Here is a 16,032-nt window from a genome sequence, read left to right on the forward strand (position 1 = left end):
GATCCCACCACCAACCAGATCGCCGAACTCGCCGCGGCGGGGGCAGCCACCGGGATCACAGCATCGGCCACCGATCCCGACGCGGGCTCGACCGTCACCTACAGCATCAATGACACGCGCTTCGCCATCAATTCCAGCAGCGGCGTCATCACGCGCTCAGCCACCGGCACGCTCGACTTCGAGACCCAGTCGTCGATCAATCTGACAGTGACGGCAACCTCCTCCGACGGCAGCACCGCCAACCAGGCCTTCAGCCTCGCCGTGCTCAACAGCCCGGAGCCGGTCGCTTTCAACACCCCGGCCGACGCTAACGCCGCCGCCAACCAGATCGCCCAGAGCGCCGCCGCCGGCACGGCGGTCGGGATCACCGCCTCGGCGACGGATCCCGATGCCGGCTCGACGATCACCTACAGCATCGACGACTCGCGCTTTGCCATCAACGCCAGCACCGGCGTCATCACGCGCTCCGGCACGGGCACGCTTAACGCGTCCTCGGAGCCTTCAGTCAACTTCAACGTGACGGCAACCTCGTCCGACGGCAGCATCGATACCCACGCCTTTACAATCGGCGTCACGGCCAGCCAGTTGCCGGTTGCCTTCAACGCACCGCCCGACGCTGATCCCACCACCAACCAGATCGCCGAACTCGCCGCGGCGGGGGCAGCCACCGGGATCACAGCATCGGCCACCGATCCCGACGCGGGCTCGACCGTCACCTACAGCATCAATGACACGCGCTTCGCCATCGACGCCAGCAGCGGCGTCATCACGCGCTCGGCCACCGGCACGCTCGACTTCGAGACCCAGTCGTCGATCAATCTGACGGTGACGGCAACCTCGTCCGACGGCAGCACCGCCAACCAGGCCTTCACCCTCGCCGTCCTCAACAGCCCGGAGCCGGTCGCGTTCAACAACCCCCCGGATGCCAACACCGCCGCCAACCAGGTTGCCCAGAACGCCGCCGCCGGCACGGCGATCGGCATTACAGCATTGGCGACGGATCCCGATGCCGGATCGACGATCACCTACAGCATCGACGACCCGCGCTTTGCCATCAACGCCAGCACCGGCGTCATCACACGCTCGGGCACCGGCACGCTCAATGCGACGTCGGAGCCTTCAGTCAACTTCAACGTGACCGCAGCCTCATCCGACGGCAGCACCGATACCCATGCCTTCAGCGTTGCTGTCTCCGGGACGGGCAACACCACGCCTGTAGTCATCGAGACAAGGGTGGCGACCGCCGGCGACGATGTCGAGGAGAAGGGCTCCGGGGCGATCTCGACCAACGTCACCGACCTGGAGCTGGGCTATGACGGCTCCACCCGCCAGACGGTCGGCATGCGCTTCACCGGCATCAACATCCCGCAGGGCGCCATCGTCACCAACGCCTACATCCAGTTCCAGGCCAACGAGGTGAAGACCGGCGCGACTTCGCTGCTCATCCAGGGCGATAAGGTCGACGACGCCAGTCCTTTCACCACCGCCAACTTCAACGTGTCCTCGCTTCCCAGGACGGCCGCATCCACGGCCTGGACGCCGGACCCGTGGACCATTGTGGGCGAGCATGGCGCTGCCGAGCGCACGCCTGACCTCTCGGCGATCGTGCAGGAGATCGTCAACCGCTCGGGCTGGGCCGCGCTCAACGACATGGCATTTTTGGTCAGCGGCACTGGCACGCGCACGGCCGATTCCTACGAATACAATCCGGCCAGCGCACCGCTGCTGCACATCGAGTATACCCTGCCCGGTCCGGCCGGCAGTCCGGTGGCTTTCAACACGCCGCCCGACGCCAACACCACCGCCAACCAGATCGCCGAGCTTGCGGCGGCTGGCACGGCCGTCGGCATCACAGCCTCGGCCACCGATCCCGACGCCGGCTCGACCGTCGCCTACAGCCTCAACGACACGCGCTTCGCCATCAACGCCAGCAGCGGCGTCATCACCCGCTCGGCCACCGGCTCGCTCGACTTCGAGACCCAGACATCGATCAACCTGACGGTGACGGCAACCTCCACCGACGGCAGCACCGCCAACCAGGCCTTCACCCTCGCCGTCCTCAACAGCCCGGAGCCGGTCGCCTTCAACAACCCGCCGGATGCCAACACTGCCGCCAACCAGATTGCTCAGACCGCCGCCGCCGGCACGGCCATCGGCATCACGGCCTCGGCCAGGGATCCCGATGCCGGCTCGACGGTCACCTACAGCGTCAACGACTCGCGCTTCGCCATCAATTCCAGCACAGGCGTTGTCACGCGCTCAGGCACCGGCACGCTCAATGCGGCAACCGAGCCGTCGGTCAACCTCCACGTCACCGCGACCTCGTCCGATGGGAGCGCCGCGGGCCAAGACTATGTCGTCAGCGTGACCACAGCGCCGATTTTCGAGAAAAGGATCGCAACCAGCACCGACGACGTCGAGCAAGGTCCCAGCGGCGGGATGGACCTCACCAGCACCGATCTCGACATGGTGGTTGACGGCACCAAAGTCCAGACGGTCGGAATGCGCTTCACCGGCGTCGACATTCCCTACGACGCCGTCATCACCAGTGCCTACATCCAGTTCCAGGCCCAGAATACGAGCACCGGCGCCGTCTCGCTCCTGATCCGGGGCGAAAGTGACGAAGCCGTCCCCTTCGAGAGTGAGAAAAGCGATGTCACCTCGCGCCTGATGACGACTACTTCGGTGACGTGGACGCCACCCGACTGGACCGTGAACAATGAAGCCGCCCTTGCCGAACGCACCCCGAACCTCTCGGCAATCGTGCAGGAGATCATCAACCAGCCGGGCTATTTGCAACTCAATGACATGGCATTCGTCGTCAGCGGCAGCAGCGGCGCGCGCAGGGCCAATTCCTTCGATGGCAGCGCCACCGGCGCACCGCTCCTGCACGTCGAGTACTATGTGCCGACGACCGGCCCGGTCGCCTTCAAGCATCCACAGGATGCCGACCCTGCGGCCAACCAGATCCCCGACCTTGCCCCCGCGGGCACTTTGGTCCACATCACAGCCTCGGCCAAGGATCCGGACGTCACCGATACGGTCACCTACAGCCTCAACGACCCGCGCTTCGCCATCAATTCCAGCACCGGCGTCATCACGCGCTCTGGCACGGGAACGCTCAATGCCCAGACCGAGCAGTCGATCAACCTCCACGTCACCGCAACCTCGTCCGACGGGAGCACCGCCGCGCAGGACTATACGGTCAGCGTCGTCCCGACGACGCCGCCGCAGGTCTTGTACCGGTACGCGGTCTTTGGTGACTACGGCGACACCGATCTCTCCGGCGAGAAGGCGGTGTCGGCGATGGTCCATGCCTGGAACCCCGATTTCATCCTCACAATCGGCGACAACGTGTATGCTCCGCAGACCTTGGATGCCGCCGTCGGCCAGCAGTATCATGACTACATAGGCAACTATCAGGGCTCATACGGCAGCGGCAGCGCCATCAACCGCTTCTTCCCCACGCTAGGCAATCACGAATACGAAGAAGGCAACGTTACCAACTACCTGAATTACTTCACGCTGCCCGACAATGAGAGGTACTATGACTACCAGATCGGGCCGGTGCATTTCTTCGCTCTCAGCAGCAACAAGCAGGAGCCGGATGGCCGCAGTTCCACATCCGTGCAGGGCCATTGGATGCAAGACCTTCTCGCGAATTCCGACGCGAGTTTCGACGTCGCCTACTTCCACCACACGCCATTCAACCCGAGCGGCTCCACTGCCACCATGCGGTGGCCCTTCGAGCAGTGGGGTGTAAACGCGGTCTTTGCCGGCCATCAGCACAACTACTACCGGGAGAACCGGGACGACAACGGCGACGGCGTCTTTCTTCCGTACACGACCACCGGCCTTGGCGGAGCTGGCAAGACCGTTCCCAATGTCGGCGCCAATCTGGTGACGATCACGGACGCGGGCATGCTGATCGAGTTCTACAAGGTGAGCAGCTTCAACGGGACGACTGCAACCAGCATGCTCACGGATTCCTACTTTGTCCCGACGCCTGTAGGGCGCACGCCGACAATCGTCAACGGCGGCTACGTCCTGAACGGCACGACCGGCGCGGACTATCTATGGGGTCTGGGCGGGAATGACACGCTAATCGGGGGACGCGGAAACGACACATTGGTTGCCGGCAACCAGCACAATCTGTTCGTGTTCGCCCACGGCGACGGTCAGGACACCGTCATGAATTTCCTGCCCGGCGCCGGCACCGGCGACGTCCTCGATCTCAGAGCCTTTGGCATCTACAACACCAGCCAGTTCCTGCAGGCGGCGACAAACCAGGGCTCGAATGTCGTGGCGTCGCTGGGCGGCGGGGATCAGATCACGCTGACCGGCGTTCAAGTGGCCCAGTTCCACGACGACAACTTCCTGAGCAGTCTGCTGCTTGCGTAGGGCCCGCCTTCCTGCATGCTCAAAGGTCCGCGTCGCGCGGTTCCGAAGATCAGTGCGGCGATCCATTTTGCGCTGATTTGCAGTTCGGATGATGGTCGCCCCTGCAAAGAAAAGCCCGGACCGCTCGCGGCACTTTTGCGTGCCGCGAGCGGTCCGGGCTTTCAAATGACAGGCTGGAGCCCTATGTCCTCAAAACGCTGTTTTCAGCGACCATGATGGTCGAAGGGCTTACCCCTGGCCGGGAGGGCCGACGTGAATATGGTTCTTGTCCCCCCAGCCATTGCCCGGTTTTGATCCACCCGATTTGGCAATCGCCCTGGAGTTCAAGCTTGTGCCAAGCAAGAGCGTCACAGCCGGCGGAGTAACCGCCGCAAAACGCCCCGCCTTCTTGAGAAAGTCGCGGCGCGCTTGAGCCTCCGAGACCAGGGTCTCCTGGGTCCGTTCCGAGCGTTTTGTGCCTTCCGGTGACATGTCAAACCTCCCACAAACTTTCTCAAATTCACGGATTCATCTTATGCCTTCTGATCCAGTACACTAGTTCTCCAAAAGGCTTAGATTTTCGTGCGAGGGTCGAAGAGCGTACGAGCGATGCGCCGCAAGAGGTACGGCGGTCCACGTCGCGCCAAACCGTAGGCGCGTGAAAACCGCCATATGCCCCACGTCAAATTACCGGCCAGTCGCAGAGGGGCGCCAATGACGGGGTGTGTCGCCGTGAAGACGCGCCTCCAGTGCTGGAAACGGACGATCGGGCGTTTTGCACATTTTGCCGGGATTCGGGTTCCAAAGAAATGGTGCATGGCCAGGAGCTGGGTTTCGAGCGCATTGCGGGCGCTCCGGTCCGACATGGAACCCTGCAGTGACATCCAGTCCACGTCCTCGTTTTCCGCCAATCGAGCCAAGTCATGGAGGTGCCTGAGATCTATCCTTCCGCGCCAATAATCTCCCTCCTTGAGAAGGTCGTGTACCATCCAGTGCATGGCGCGAGACTGAACGGGAGGAATTTTCACCCGAAGGCCGTCTCGCTGGATGAGCTTGGGGGAGTGATAGCAGTCCGCTCGGGTAGACCGGAGCTCCAGCATTCCGGCGTCCTGCTGGCGGGCCATGCCTCGACCCCCTGCCACATCGACGTAGCCAAGCTCTTCAAGACAGTCTCTGGCGACCTTCTCTTGGCGTGGATTCACGGCTAGATCGAGGTCACTCGTCATCCTGCTGGGGACCAGGCCGGCCGGCGAAAGGAACAGGGGAACGGCCCCCTTGAGCAGGAGCGGAGAGATATCGCTGCGGTTGAGGGCGGCAACGGCTTCACCCAGTTGGGTACGCAACCGCAGATTTCGTTCCCGATTGCAGTCGTGAACGAACCGAAGGTACTCGCGCACGTCCTCTGGCAGCTGGTGGATTTGTCCGGCGCGCGCCAGGGACGAGAACAAATCGGGTGTAAGCAGAGTGCGATTTGCCAGAGCAATCACGGCCTGCCAGTCAGCCCTGTCCGTCGGAGTGCCGCGAAGTCCGGCGACCAACGCCTCAAGTGCGTTGCCCCTGTTGCCCCTGCTTATCATCGACACGCTTCCGAGATAAGGCGTACCGCATCATCAAGCCCCGAATAGGTCAGGCAATAGGTTTCCGTCGATCCGATGAGTTGGGTCAGCGCTTCGAACGCGGTGACACCCAGCTCTCCGCCGGGCGCAAGCGCGCCATTGAGAAGGCCGCGCAATGCGTGAGCTGGATCGATCGGCTCCAGGCTGGCTTTCGAGTCACGACCTCGACGGAGCAGGACCACACAGCCAATGGGCAGGGGAGCGGGAGGCAAGGGCACGAACGCCTTGGGCACGGCAAATCGTACACGCTTGCGGTCAGGGCGGCGACAGATCGGAACGGCATCAAGGCCGGGGCAGTATTTGGCCAGCAACGGCCATGCTCCCGCCTTGACCGCCGGGGCAAACGGAAGGCCAACGCCATGCCCCCTAGAGTCCAGCAGCGTCACATCATCGGCGACAAAGCCAAATCCTGCATGGACCAGTGCCAAGGTCAGCGTCGTCTTGCCCGCGCCCGGATTGCCACAAAGAAGGACGATGCGTTCATTTCTGAGAAGCGCAGCCGCGTGGAGGGCAAGTTCATAGGCGCCGTAATCCAGAACCTCGGTCAGCAATTGCCCCTTCAGCATGACGGGTAATTCGTCGAGGGAGCAGGACAAAATCCACTTGCCATCCCGCAGCAGATGGACTCTCCCTCCCTGCCCAACCACCTCGAGCAGTACGTCGGCAGTATCTCCTTTGACCTCAAGGTGGCGAAATACGGAAATCGCGGGAAAGGCGCAGGCTGCCGGATAGACGATGCGTATGTTGAGGCCCGCGACTGCGACCACCTGGCTCACAGGCTTTTGAGCTGACGAAGTAGACAACGGCGCGCAAGGCCGTATCAGGTTCAGCCGCTGCCAATCCTCGAGTGCAGCCTCGACATGCCTGTCTGCCTCAAGTCTATCAACGCCACTGCGCGCCATCTCGACCGAAATGGCGTGCGGTGGCATGCCTTCTTCCAGAGAGCGCCAGATGTCGGCAGCAGTATCGTTGACGGCGAAAATGGCGTTCTGGGAAGGGCTGAACAGGATATTTTGTCCCCTGACACGCACCAACCGACCTAGGATCACAAACGTCGCAGAATTCCAATCGGCCTGGCCTGATGCCACCACAGTTCTGTCAATCGCGTCGTGCTGATTCATCGCCGTGACGGTCCAAGCTGTTGTTGCCAGCGGTGCATTCAATGGGCGAGCGCCAAATGCCTTCGCAGTTGGAGTAATCGTGCCGAGCGCTGCGACTTCTCACAGCACTTCGTCAGAGAACCGGACCACGTCCTGATGCGCCGCGACCCATTGGGAACGGACCTTGTTCCAATAGCCGCGGGCGTCGGCGCCCGTCAGCAATCTGAAACCAGACGGTGGCAGTGGCAATGCGGAAGGGATCGGCTCGTCGGGCAGCCACAGCAGCACATTGTCGCGGCTTTCAATCGTCAGCCGCCATGTTCTTTCCAGGCGATGGAATCCACGCATGTTGGCCGCGGCCAATGCGAAAACCGATTCCGTGATCCTCAACCTGGGCGACTGATCGACAGCCTTGATCGGCGCCTGATGTGTGATTTCGCCCTTGGACAGAAAGGCATGCATGCGAATGAGGGATTTGTCGACCCGCACCGTTTGCCCCGTTCCGTCCCGTTCGTTTGACGCAGGGTCCAGGCTGATCCCCGAGAAACATCCGTCGAACAGGCAATCTTCAATGATGCCGCTGAGGAGATAGTCGTTCTCCACCGCATCATCCCTGATTTCGCTGAGCCAGCACCCTTTTAGCCGAAAACCGTCGGCGTGCTCGGCGAGGCGAATGCCATCCCAGCAGCGACGGGCACGCACCCCCTCAATTGTCGCATCGGTGGTTCCGTCCCTGACAAGCAAAGCCGCGCTGTTGCAGTAGGTGTCCCGCCAATCAGACGTTAGCGGTACCTGGCCGTCGAAGCGGCCGCCGACAAAGCGAACCCCTGGACAGTTGCGGATGACGACGGGATAGCGATTGACCGGCAACGGCCCCTCGTCGCAGCCCATCGCCGCGTTGGGATCGCGGTTTCTGCTGTTGGCAACTGTGAAGGAAGCATTTCGAGCGTTGATTGTTGCTCCCGGCTGCAGGTTCCGTATCGATTGCTGTTCGAAGCCATAGTCACCTGCCAGAACGAACTCCTTGCCTGCCGGCGTTTGTCCGCCTTGCGCTTGGCACGAGCCCGGCAACAGAGCGATTAGAGGATACAAGCCGGCGACGCCCATGAATGAACGGCGGTTCATTGTGGTGCTCATTGGCGTGCCGAACCGCTCAGCCGATGTCGTTCGAGGCAGGCCGGAAGCACCACCTCAAGAACCCTTTCGGCGACATCTTCGGGCGATGCCAACCTTTCCACGTCGACCGCCGCCAGCACGCCGACGTGATCCTCCGTTTCCATTCTTCGCTCAAGGTCGGCCAAAATCTGGCGGCAAGCACAATCCGCCGCCGACCAAAGATGACGGTCGCAGTCAGGAGATGCCCTTTGTATCCGCGAGGACCTATCGCCCCTTTTCAGAAGTCGACTTCGTGCTAGGCGAATCTCACCGCGCAGATGGACAAAAACCATGTCATGCACGCCAATGGCGAGCAGGATGTCAAACCACTTCTCCGAAGTTTCCCGGTGCTTACTCTTGAGCAATACGGACAGGAACCCCTGCAGAAGCCCCTGATCCATTATGATGATGGTATTCTTTCCTTGCCTCTCGGTCTGAATATAGGCAACCAAAACCGAAAGGTTCCAGATAACCCTGATTACATCGACAACCGATGATTGCCCGCTTTCGATGACAAAACGTGCAATTCGGGCGAGCAGCGAGCGAAACTGACGGTCCTTGAGCCTTGGGGTAACAATACCGATCCTGTGGATTTGGCGGTCGATGAACGCTCTTGTCCCCCACGCTAATTGCACATCGCCTGCCAGCGGGCCGCACCGTCGCAAGTCGTTCGCCAACAGGGTGGAGGCCGTGGTTTTTCCGATCCCAGGGAGACCAAAAAATTCCACGAATCGAATGTCTGTTTGAAGTGGGCGTGGTTCGACGCTTGGCGGCAACCCTGCCGTCAGGTCACGGACTGTGTACGAAGCCATGGGGATCAGGGGATAAAAGTTGGTTTTCCGAAGATTGAAAAAACAGTTCAATATTGAAATAGCTGGGACCCTGGAACCGCGTACAATTTCGGACGCTCAGGGCCGGTCTGCAGTGATCGTTGGATGCCGCGGTAGAAGATGAGCAAAGCCAACGGCAGCCAGAAGAATGGCGCTGTCGATGGACCGAAGGAGTCGCTCATCTGGTTTGCGATGATGTAGTTCCACAGGGAAACCGACGTTCCAAGCACCATCACATTCACTTCCGCCGCATGGTCGCCCCCCCTGTCATTGCCGAACAATGTGCAGAACACGACCCTGAAAAGATATGCCATGACCACGAGAACCAGCATCGACACCAACGCCAAGCCGGGCACTCCCAGTGTTCTAAAGAAGTCAATGAACAGATTATGGCTGTGGGGCGCGATATCTTCCACCCATTGCCCTGCCCCCACACCCGTGAACGGGTGCGACAGGCCGAGATCGATCGATATGGACCACAGTCGCTGCCGCGATACCACCGAATGCGCCTCGCCTCCGGAAAGTTGAATGGCCAGCAGGCCGTAAGCCCGTGGATTTAGGAACTGCAATGTCAGCAGGCTCGCTTCGAACAATATCGGAGCGGCAATGGTTCCCACGATTACTTTTAACGGATTCTTCTTTCTTCTGATTAAATATATACTGTATAGCGCAAAGAAAAGACCAAGGCCCACCACGCCGAGGACGAAGTTTGTCTTCGAACCCGATTTCACCAAACCCAGGAGCACCGCAGCGAGGCAGCCGATAAGGAGAAGTCGGTACCGGCGGGATGTGACCAGCTTCGCCGCGACAAGCGGCAGACCAGCCGACAACGCGATCCCGAGTTGGTTCGAGTGCTTGAAATAGCCTTCAGCCCGATCGGCGAATCTGGCATCGCCCAGCCCGATTGCGACAAGACAGGATGTTACGACAGTCATGATGACTATGGTCGTCACAACCCTGTCGATTGCCACGAGACCCTTCGGTCTCATGGAGATTGCCGCGACCGCTGGAATGATCGCGAAACCAAACACTTGTGAGAAAACCGCGCGCATCGTCCTCATCGGATTGTCTGCGTAGAGCATCGACAGTAGAGAGAGAACGATGATGACAGCAGATATCGTCAGCACCGCAGTCGTCAGGGCGGCCTCAATCCGATGGAGGCGTCTTGCTGTTTCCGCGTAGGTACCGACACTTAGCAAAGCGCAGAACAGTGCCAGCAAGAAGGAAAGCGAGCCATCCGTTCCGGCAATCCGCGTGGCGCCAGGGAACCAGATGGACAGGATCAGCAAAAGGACAGATACCTGAAGCATAAGTAGAATGTCACACTAGAGGCATTATGCGGGGACTGCGCGCCGACGCAGGCTCGCGTCGATGAGCAACGTCCAGAGCCTTGTTGTCCTGAATAGCCGCACTGATAAACACAGGCTTGGCGTCCGGATCATAAATCATTGCATGCTGCCGCACGGCGGGTGAATTTCCGCATACCTATTTCCAAGCAGCGTAGGCTTGGCGGGTGGACAAGGAAATGAGCGAAAAGGGGGCATTCGGACAGGGTGCTCTACGCCTTTTGTGTAGCGCGGGGGAGTGTACGGCGATTTCCGCCCCTCGACCGCTCGTCGGCGAGGCGGTGCAGCCGGATTGAGTGTTGGTACCGATTCGCAGATGTGGGAGACTTGGAGATGGCACACTGAGTCTTCCACCCATAGGAGATCGCCGTGCTTTGGGGCCTTGTCGTCGTCGGTGTTATCGGCATTTTTCTGGGATTTCGTTTTCGAGCTGCCGCGCTCATCATCATGACCGCGGTGACAGTCGTGGGCGGCGTCGTTGCAGGCGGCATCGGCAGTGTATTTGACTGGCACCACCTCATCTCAATCCTGCTTCTCGTTGTTGTTCTACAGGGGGCCTACTTGCTCGGCCTCTTCCTGGGCGTAGTCTGGCGCCAAGGCATGTCACGTGAGCAGTAATGGTCTGCGGCTGCCATTTCGCCGCGGCCGACCGGCGCCGCACCTTTCGCCATTGCGGTCGCGGCAGCACGCTGCGGTTTTTAGGCAGAGCAATGCATCGGGCAAGAATTTGCGATGCGCATTAATCAAGACGCACGATCGAATTTCATCACGGCGCCCACAGTCCGGACGAGAATGACAACATCGGCCCATAGGGACCATTCCCGCACATATTGGCTGTCGATAGAGACACGACTGGGATAATCCATTGCGTCTCTGCCAGCCACCTGCCAAAGGCCAGTTAACCCAGGCCGGGTTTTTAGATAATCGATCGCAGAGGAGCCGTAACGTTGAAGTTCGTCGGGAACGACCGGACGAGGGCCGACGCAACTCATCTCGCCGCGCAGCACGTTGATGAGTTGAGGCAACTCATCCAGGCTCGACTTCCTGAGAATGTGCCCCAGGAATGTGATCCGCGGGTCATTCTTGAATTTCCAATTCTGCTCCCACTCCTTGGCGGCTTCGGGATTGCTCGCGAGATAGTCTGCCAGAACCCGCTCCGAGTTGGCCACCATGGTCCTGAATTTGTAACAGGCGAAGCGCCTGCCGTTGAATCCGATCCGGGTGTGTGAGAACACCGCCGGTCCGCCGTCGGTCACCAATATCAAAAGGGCAACCGCCAGCATGACCGGAGCAGCAAGGACAAGCGCGATCAATGCGACAGTGATGTCCACCATTCTTTTGCGCCGGCCTCCAAGCGGACGGAGGTTTTGGCCGATGTGGATACCAGCTCTGCGGCGCTTTATGTCGAATGCGCTGATTGTCATGGGATTTCACCAAGAAACGCTGTTGGTGTTGCTGCCCAACTTCACAGCGGCTTGTCATTCTTCGCAAGAGAAGCAAAGGAGGTAGCGGCGTACCCGGCGCCCGTTACTCCTAAGCCTGATCCACGCGTCGCTGGTGTAGTGTCTTTAAGCCTTCTGATCAAACGGCGTATCACCTAGCATCCGTTTGCTGCGGTAGCAGTTCGGGCAGGTTCGGCTGTATTGCCAGAGCCTGCATTGGACCTGGCTCAGCCGCCAAGAGATCGGAGTGCCAACCAGATCCAGGCAGTCATACAGGAACCACGTTTGCCAAATGCGCGAGGCCGCAAAGGCATCCGTCAAAAAACAATGCAGGAAATGCACGTGCATCGTGCCTGGACAAGATCCGGCAGGGCGGTTGATCCGCTCAAGGGACATTGCAGGCTTATTTGATAGTGGAGCGCGCAACCTAGTGCCCAGCTTGATGCCTTTACCACATGATTTTGCCGGAACGTCGTTTGCTCGTGATGTTCTCGAGATCGACCCTGCCGAAATGCTTGCTATCGTGCGCAAGCAAATAGGCTTGCTTGATCTCGATCTCTCCGGCCTCACCGTGGTCGTTGGCGCCACGACGGGATATCAAGCTGTGACTGCCACAGCGGCGGCGCTCGCTAATGCCAGCCGTGTCGTTGCGCTCACGCGCACATCTTCCAGACATCCAAGCCTGGCGGCCATCGCAGATGCGACGTTGGCATTTGCCAAACACGCTAGGGTCTCCAAACGCGTTGAAGTGACGAACCGGATCGACAGCCGCAAATGGCAGGATGTCGACCTCGTCACAAACTGTCTGCAGGTCGCCCCGATTTCGAGATCGCTCATCGAACTCTTACCCTCGCATGCGGTTGTTTCGCTAATGGCTGAACCATGGGAGCTTCGTCCGGGCGTTGTGGACTTCAACGCCTGTGACGAGGCCGGCATCAAGGTCGCGGCTCCCAATCTGAGCCACCCAGCCATAAACCTGCTGCCGGAATTCGCGCGGTTGTGCTGCATCTTGCTCGGCGATGCCGGTGTCGATCACCGTGCCGCGAGGCTCGCCATCGTCTGTGACACGCCCTGTGCCCCGTCCCTCGAGCGTACGCTAAGCGAGGGTGGGGCGAGAGTAAGTGTTTTTTCGCACCCCATGCTCCTGACCGACGATGCATGGGATGTGATCGTGGTCGCGATGAGGCCAACTGACAAACCACCAATGGACATCAACTGCCTGGGCCGTATTGCCCGGAACTCTCACCAAGCGCTACTGGTGCAGTTCAGCGGCGGGGTCGATCGCTCCGCCGCCAGCTATTTCGGCCTCAGCATCTGGCCACCGAAGCGACCCACCCGTGGTCAGCTAGGCCTTCCCCTTGACGCACTCGGACCGGCTCCAATGGTCCGCAGACTGACGGGTGGGCTGAAGGCCGCCGAAGCCGCGTATCGTGGCGCGGAGCTAGCAGGGGACAGCGTTGGATTTCTCGTAACAGCGGCGTCCGCGACGGTTGGCTAAGAACGTGCCTCGACACACGCCGAGCCAGCCCGTTTCGCGAAACCGCTCGGACGAGGCCATCGACCTTAGATCAGAACGCCGAACCCCTGGTCCCGCCCTTAACGCACCTGTTATTGCCAGAGCCGGCCAGGCAAAGACCGATCCGAGGCAGCCTTCAAAGCAACATTTGTCTAAGCTTGTACGCTACCTCGGTGCGGTTGGTAGCCTTGAGCTTTTTCATGATATTTCGGATGTGGACTTTGACGGTGCTCTCGCACAGGTTGAGCTCGTAGGCAATTATCTTGTTCGCCTTGCCTGTCCTGAGCGCCTCCACAACCGCAGCTTCGCGTGTGGTGAACATGCCGGAGAGCGGACGGACACCGTTTGCGGTCGAGTGGATGATCTCTCGCAGCGCCAGCACGCAGCTGGCGGGTACAAAGATCCCTCCGGCACGAGCAAGACCAATGGCCTCGGCAGCGACCTTCACCGTCACGCTTGTGGGAATATAGCCTCGGGCGCCGCATTCGAGAGCCGCGAGAACCTCCCCTGGCTCATCGGAATCCACCACGACGATTACGGGTACGGTGCCAAACTCGGAAATTAAGTGCGCAAGTTCCGCCCGAACACTCTGGTCCGTGACCTTCCTGGCGCCAAGAATTACGAGGATCGCGGACGGCTCCTCGTCCCCGCCAATGTGCTGGATTTCGTCAAGCGATCCTACCGCGCTAACGCGCAAGGTGGGATTGTGTTCGATAAGGCCGCGCGCAAGGCATTCACGCTCAAGCGCTCGCTTGTCGACAATCATAACCAAGCCTTCGCTCGGACGTCCTTCGTCGAGATCGGACCTGCCAAGACCATTCGCGTCCGGCAGATGTCCATTGTGTAACGGTTTTGTTGCATCGTTCCAAAAATCGGAAATTTGGGGGTGTGCCATCGCTTTACCTACTCCTCTCCATCGCGCTGACTTGCTTTTCTCCTCTTTGGTTTGGCTCCCTAGCAAAGCATGTCAAAGGCGTGAACTAATACGCTCATCGTCTGTCAGGCTGACTAGATGTTGACCGAAGATTGGATTCAAGGAGTAGGACATACGCCGTCCCAACACACCGACGTATGGCTTCCGCGCCCTATGGAGGTAACCCAACCTGGAGTGCATAGTACGATGCTGTGGAAAAGGCGCATTAATCCTGGTTAACAATTTGGTAATTATATCTTAGGTGACTAATATATTCAAAGGTATGACAACCTGTAATTGCACATAATTTCCCCGCACTAATAAGACGAGTATGCAGCCCATTCCAGGCACAGTGGCTTTGTGCGATCCTTTGGATGCCTTGGCCCCATGACGGCAATGGAATCAGATCGCCAAGATCGGCGCCGCTCCGTGTAAGATATCGTGCGCTTTTAGATTGCCATTGGCGAGAGTGGCCGATTTTGAGAGACCGTCAAGAATGGTCTGCAGATTGACAAGTTCTGCCTCGATCACCAGCGAGACCTGTCGTGCCATCTGCAAAGCATCCCGTTCAAAGCGGGTTGCTGTTGCAGTGCATACTGGACGCGCAGATATGCCGCGAACAGCCAGACCGGAGCCGACCGACGAAGCACGCCCGTGTCCTCTTTTTTGGTTCCGCTAAAGCGTAGTGCAAGCCGCGAAACGACAAGCGTTAGCTATATCGAACCGAAGGTGCGCTGTCGCCGCCGCTACTCCTCCTCCCGCTGGGTCATAATCAGCACCAGCGCGGGTTCGACGTCGGTCGTCACCGGCTTATCGGCCATCGGCTGCCCCCCGAATTGTCGCTCTCGTACTTCGTTCGTATGCTTTGCGCGTATTCAGCATGAGCGCATATAGTCCCTCAGCCCCGGCGCCGTTTCTCACAAACAGCCCGTCGGTTAGGCCCGGTGTCCTAGCCCCATCCCAACAAAGGGGTGCCGGGCCGCTCCGTCAAAGCCCCTCGTTGCTAAAGGCCCGCCGCCCCATTTGCGAGGCGACGGACCTCGTCCCAGCCCACACTCTATCAATGCAATTGCGGTGCCAGGCGTACTGACCCGTAACGGGTCACATTTGGCCGAGCGGATGGGCTTTGATCATGATGATCCTGGCGCAGTGTCAGGCGAACCCATTGATTGGACCATTCCATGGAGGTGCCCCAATGCGGTATGATGATCCAGCAGTCTTCTTGTCTGATCTTCCGGAAGCGCAGATCGTGGGAAGACAGCGGCGAGGAGGAGGTTATGAAGAGCCAGTGATAGGGTTGGAGACGACCATGTCCATCAGGAACCAGATCGGATCGCTCGGCCTAGCACAGGCCCGCCTTTCGGATTGCATCGCGGCCGACTGCCGTGGATGAGGATCGCCGGACGCCAATCCCTGACTTGTCCTTTTCCACCGCGAGAAGCGTCCGCGACTATCTGGCGGCGCAAGAGAAGAAGTCGCTGCTGCGCTTCCTGACCTGCGGTTCGGTCGATGATGGTAAGTCGACGTTGATCGGTCGGCTGTTGTCCGACACCAAGCAGATTTTCGAGGACCAACTCGCCGCGCTCGAACGTGATTCGCGAAAGCATGGCACGACGGGCGACGACATCGACTTCGCGCTGCTGGTCGACGGCCTCGAGGCCGAGCGCGAGCAAGGCATCACAATCGACGTCGCCTACCGCTTCTTCGCCACGCCGAAGCGCAAGTTCATCGTCG

12 protein-coding genes and 1 pseudogene are annotated in these 16,032 nt (G+C 59.8%); 4 read left to right on the forward strand and 9 right to left on the reverse strand.

The window, feature by feature from the left end; genetic code table 11:
• Window positions 1-4,401: putative Ig domain-containing protein (locus EN824_RS33100; RefSeq protein ID WP_245521066.1), on the forward strand; the 4,401-nt coding region annotated here is incomplete at its 5' end.
• Window positions 4,402-4,668: 267 nt separating this feature from the next.
• Here the strand turns inward: EN824_RS33100 and EN824_RS36365 are convergent.
• The 6 genes and pseudogenes from EN824_RS36365 to EN824_RS33130 form a co-directional block, all read right to left on the reverse strand.
• Window positions 4,669-4,872 (reverse strand): annotated as a pseudogene (locus EN824_RS36365) (hypothetical protein); the annotation flags it as partial.
• 80 nt (window positions 4,873-4,952) lie between these two features.
• Window positions 4,953-5,957 carry a nucleotidyltransferase family protein gene (locus tag EN824_RS33110; protein ID WP_135933141.1) on the reverse strand — a complete coding sequence of 335 codons (1,005 nt, stop codon included), beginning with the start codon at window positions 5,955-5,957 and terminating at the stop codon, window positions 4,953-4,955.
• Window positions 5,954-7,159, reverse strand: coding sequence for a PqqD family protein (locus tag EN824_RS33115; protein ID WP_245521067.1), 1,206 nt, complete (start codon window positions 7,157-7,159; stop codon window positions 5,954-5,956). Before EN824_RS33115 ends, EN824_RS33110 begins: the two co-directional genes overlap by 4 nt.
• A gap of 57 nt (window positions 7,160-7,216) precedes the next feature.
• Window positions 7,217-8,221 (reverse strand): hypothetical protein, encoded by a 1,005-nt coding sequence (locus EN824_RS33120; protein WP_135884056.1) that lies wholly within the window; start codon window positions 8,219-8,221, stop codon window positions 7,217-7,219.
• 8 nt (window positions 8,222-8,229) lie between these two features.
• Complete coding sequence (locus EN824_RS33125) at window positions 8,230-8,979, reverse strand: hypothetical protein (RefSeq protein WP_135884055.1); 750 nt, start codon at window positions 8,977-8,979, stop codon at window positions 8,230-8,232.
• Between the two features lie 131 nt (window positions 8,980-9,110).
• Window positions 9,111-10,391, reverse strand: a complete 1,281-nt coding sequence (locus tag EN824_RS33130; protein WP_135933142.1) for an O-antigen ligase family protein — start codon at window positions 10,389-10,391, stop codon at window positions 9,111-9,113.
• A gap of 405 nt (window positions 10,392-10,796) precedes the next feature.
• Here EN824_RS33130 and EN824_RS33135 point away from each other — a divergent pair, with 405 nt between their 5' ends.
• Window positions 10,797-11,045 (forward strand): hypothetical protein, encoded by a 249-nt coding sequence (locus EN824_RS33135; RefSeq protein WP_135884053.1) that lies wholly within the window; start codon window positions 10,797-10,799, stop codon window positions 11,043-11,045.
• A gap of 125 nt (window positions 11,046-11,170) precedes the next feature.
• Here the strand turns inward: EN824_RS33135 and EN824_RS33140 are convergent, their stop codons facing one another.
• Window positions 11,171-11,851: a sugar transferase gene (locus EN824_RS33140; protein ID WP_245521068.1), complete on the reverse strand. Its 681-nt coding sequence runs from the start codon at window positions 11,849-11,851 to the stop codon at window positions 11,171-11,173.
• A gap of 310 nt (window positions 11,852-12,161) precedes the next feature.
• On the opposite strand from EN824_RS33140, the gene EN824_RS33145 reads away from it, so the two are divergent.
• The gene (locus EN824_RS33145) at window positions 12,162-13,367 is read left to right on the forward strand and encodes a hypothetical protein (protein WP_135933143.1); all 1,206 of its coding nucleotides are present in this window, start codon (window positions 12,162-12,164) and stop codon (window positions 13,365-13,367) included.
• Window positions 13,368-13,521: 154 nt separating this feature from the next.
• Here EN824_RS33145 and EN824_RS33150 read toward each other — a convergent pair whose 3' ends face one another.
• Window positions 13,522-14,280 carry a response regulator transcription factor gene (locus EN824_RS33150; RefSeq protein WP_127873506.1) on the reverse strand — a complete coding sequence of 253 codons (759 nt, stop codon included), beginning with the start codon at window positions 14,278-14,280 and terminating at the stop codon, window positions 13,522-13,524.
• Between the two features lie 420 nt (window positions 14,281-14,700).
• Complete coding sequence (locus EN824_RS35465; RefSeq protein ID WP_189343812.1) at window positions 14,701-14,850, reverse strand: hypothetical protein; 150 nt, start codon at window positions 14,848-14,850, stop codon at window positions 14,701-14,703.
• An 866-nt stretch (window positions 14,851-15,716) separates the two neighbouring features.
• On the opposite strand from EN824_RS35465, the gene EN824_RS33160 reads away from it, so the two are divergent.
• Window positions 15,717-16,032: GTP-binding protein (locus EN824_RS33160; protein ID WP_245520756.1), on the forward strand; the 316-nt coding region annotated here is incomplete at its 3' end.

It is taken from the genome of Mesorhizobium sp. M8A.F.Ca.ET.181.01.1.1 (assembly GCF_004792025.1).
In the GTDB taxonomy this organism is placed as follows: domain Bacteria; phylum Pseudomonadota; class Alphaproteobacteria; order Rhizobiales; family Rhizobiaceae; genus Mesorhizobium.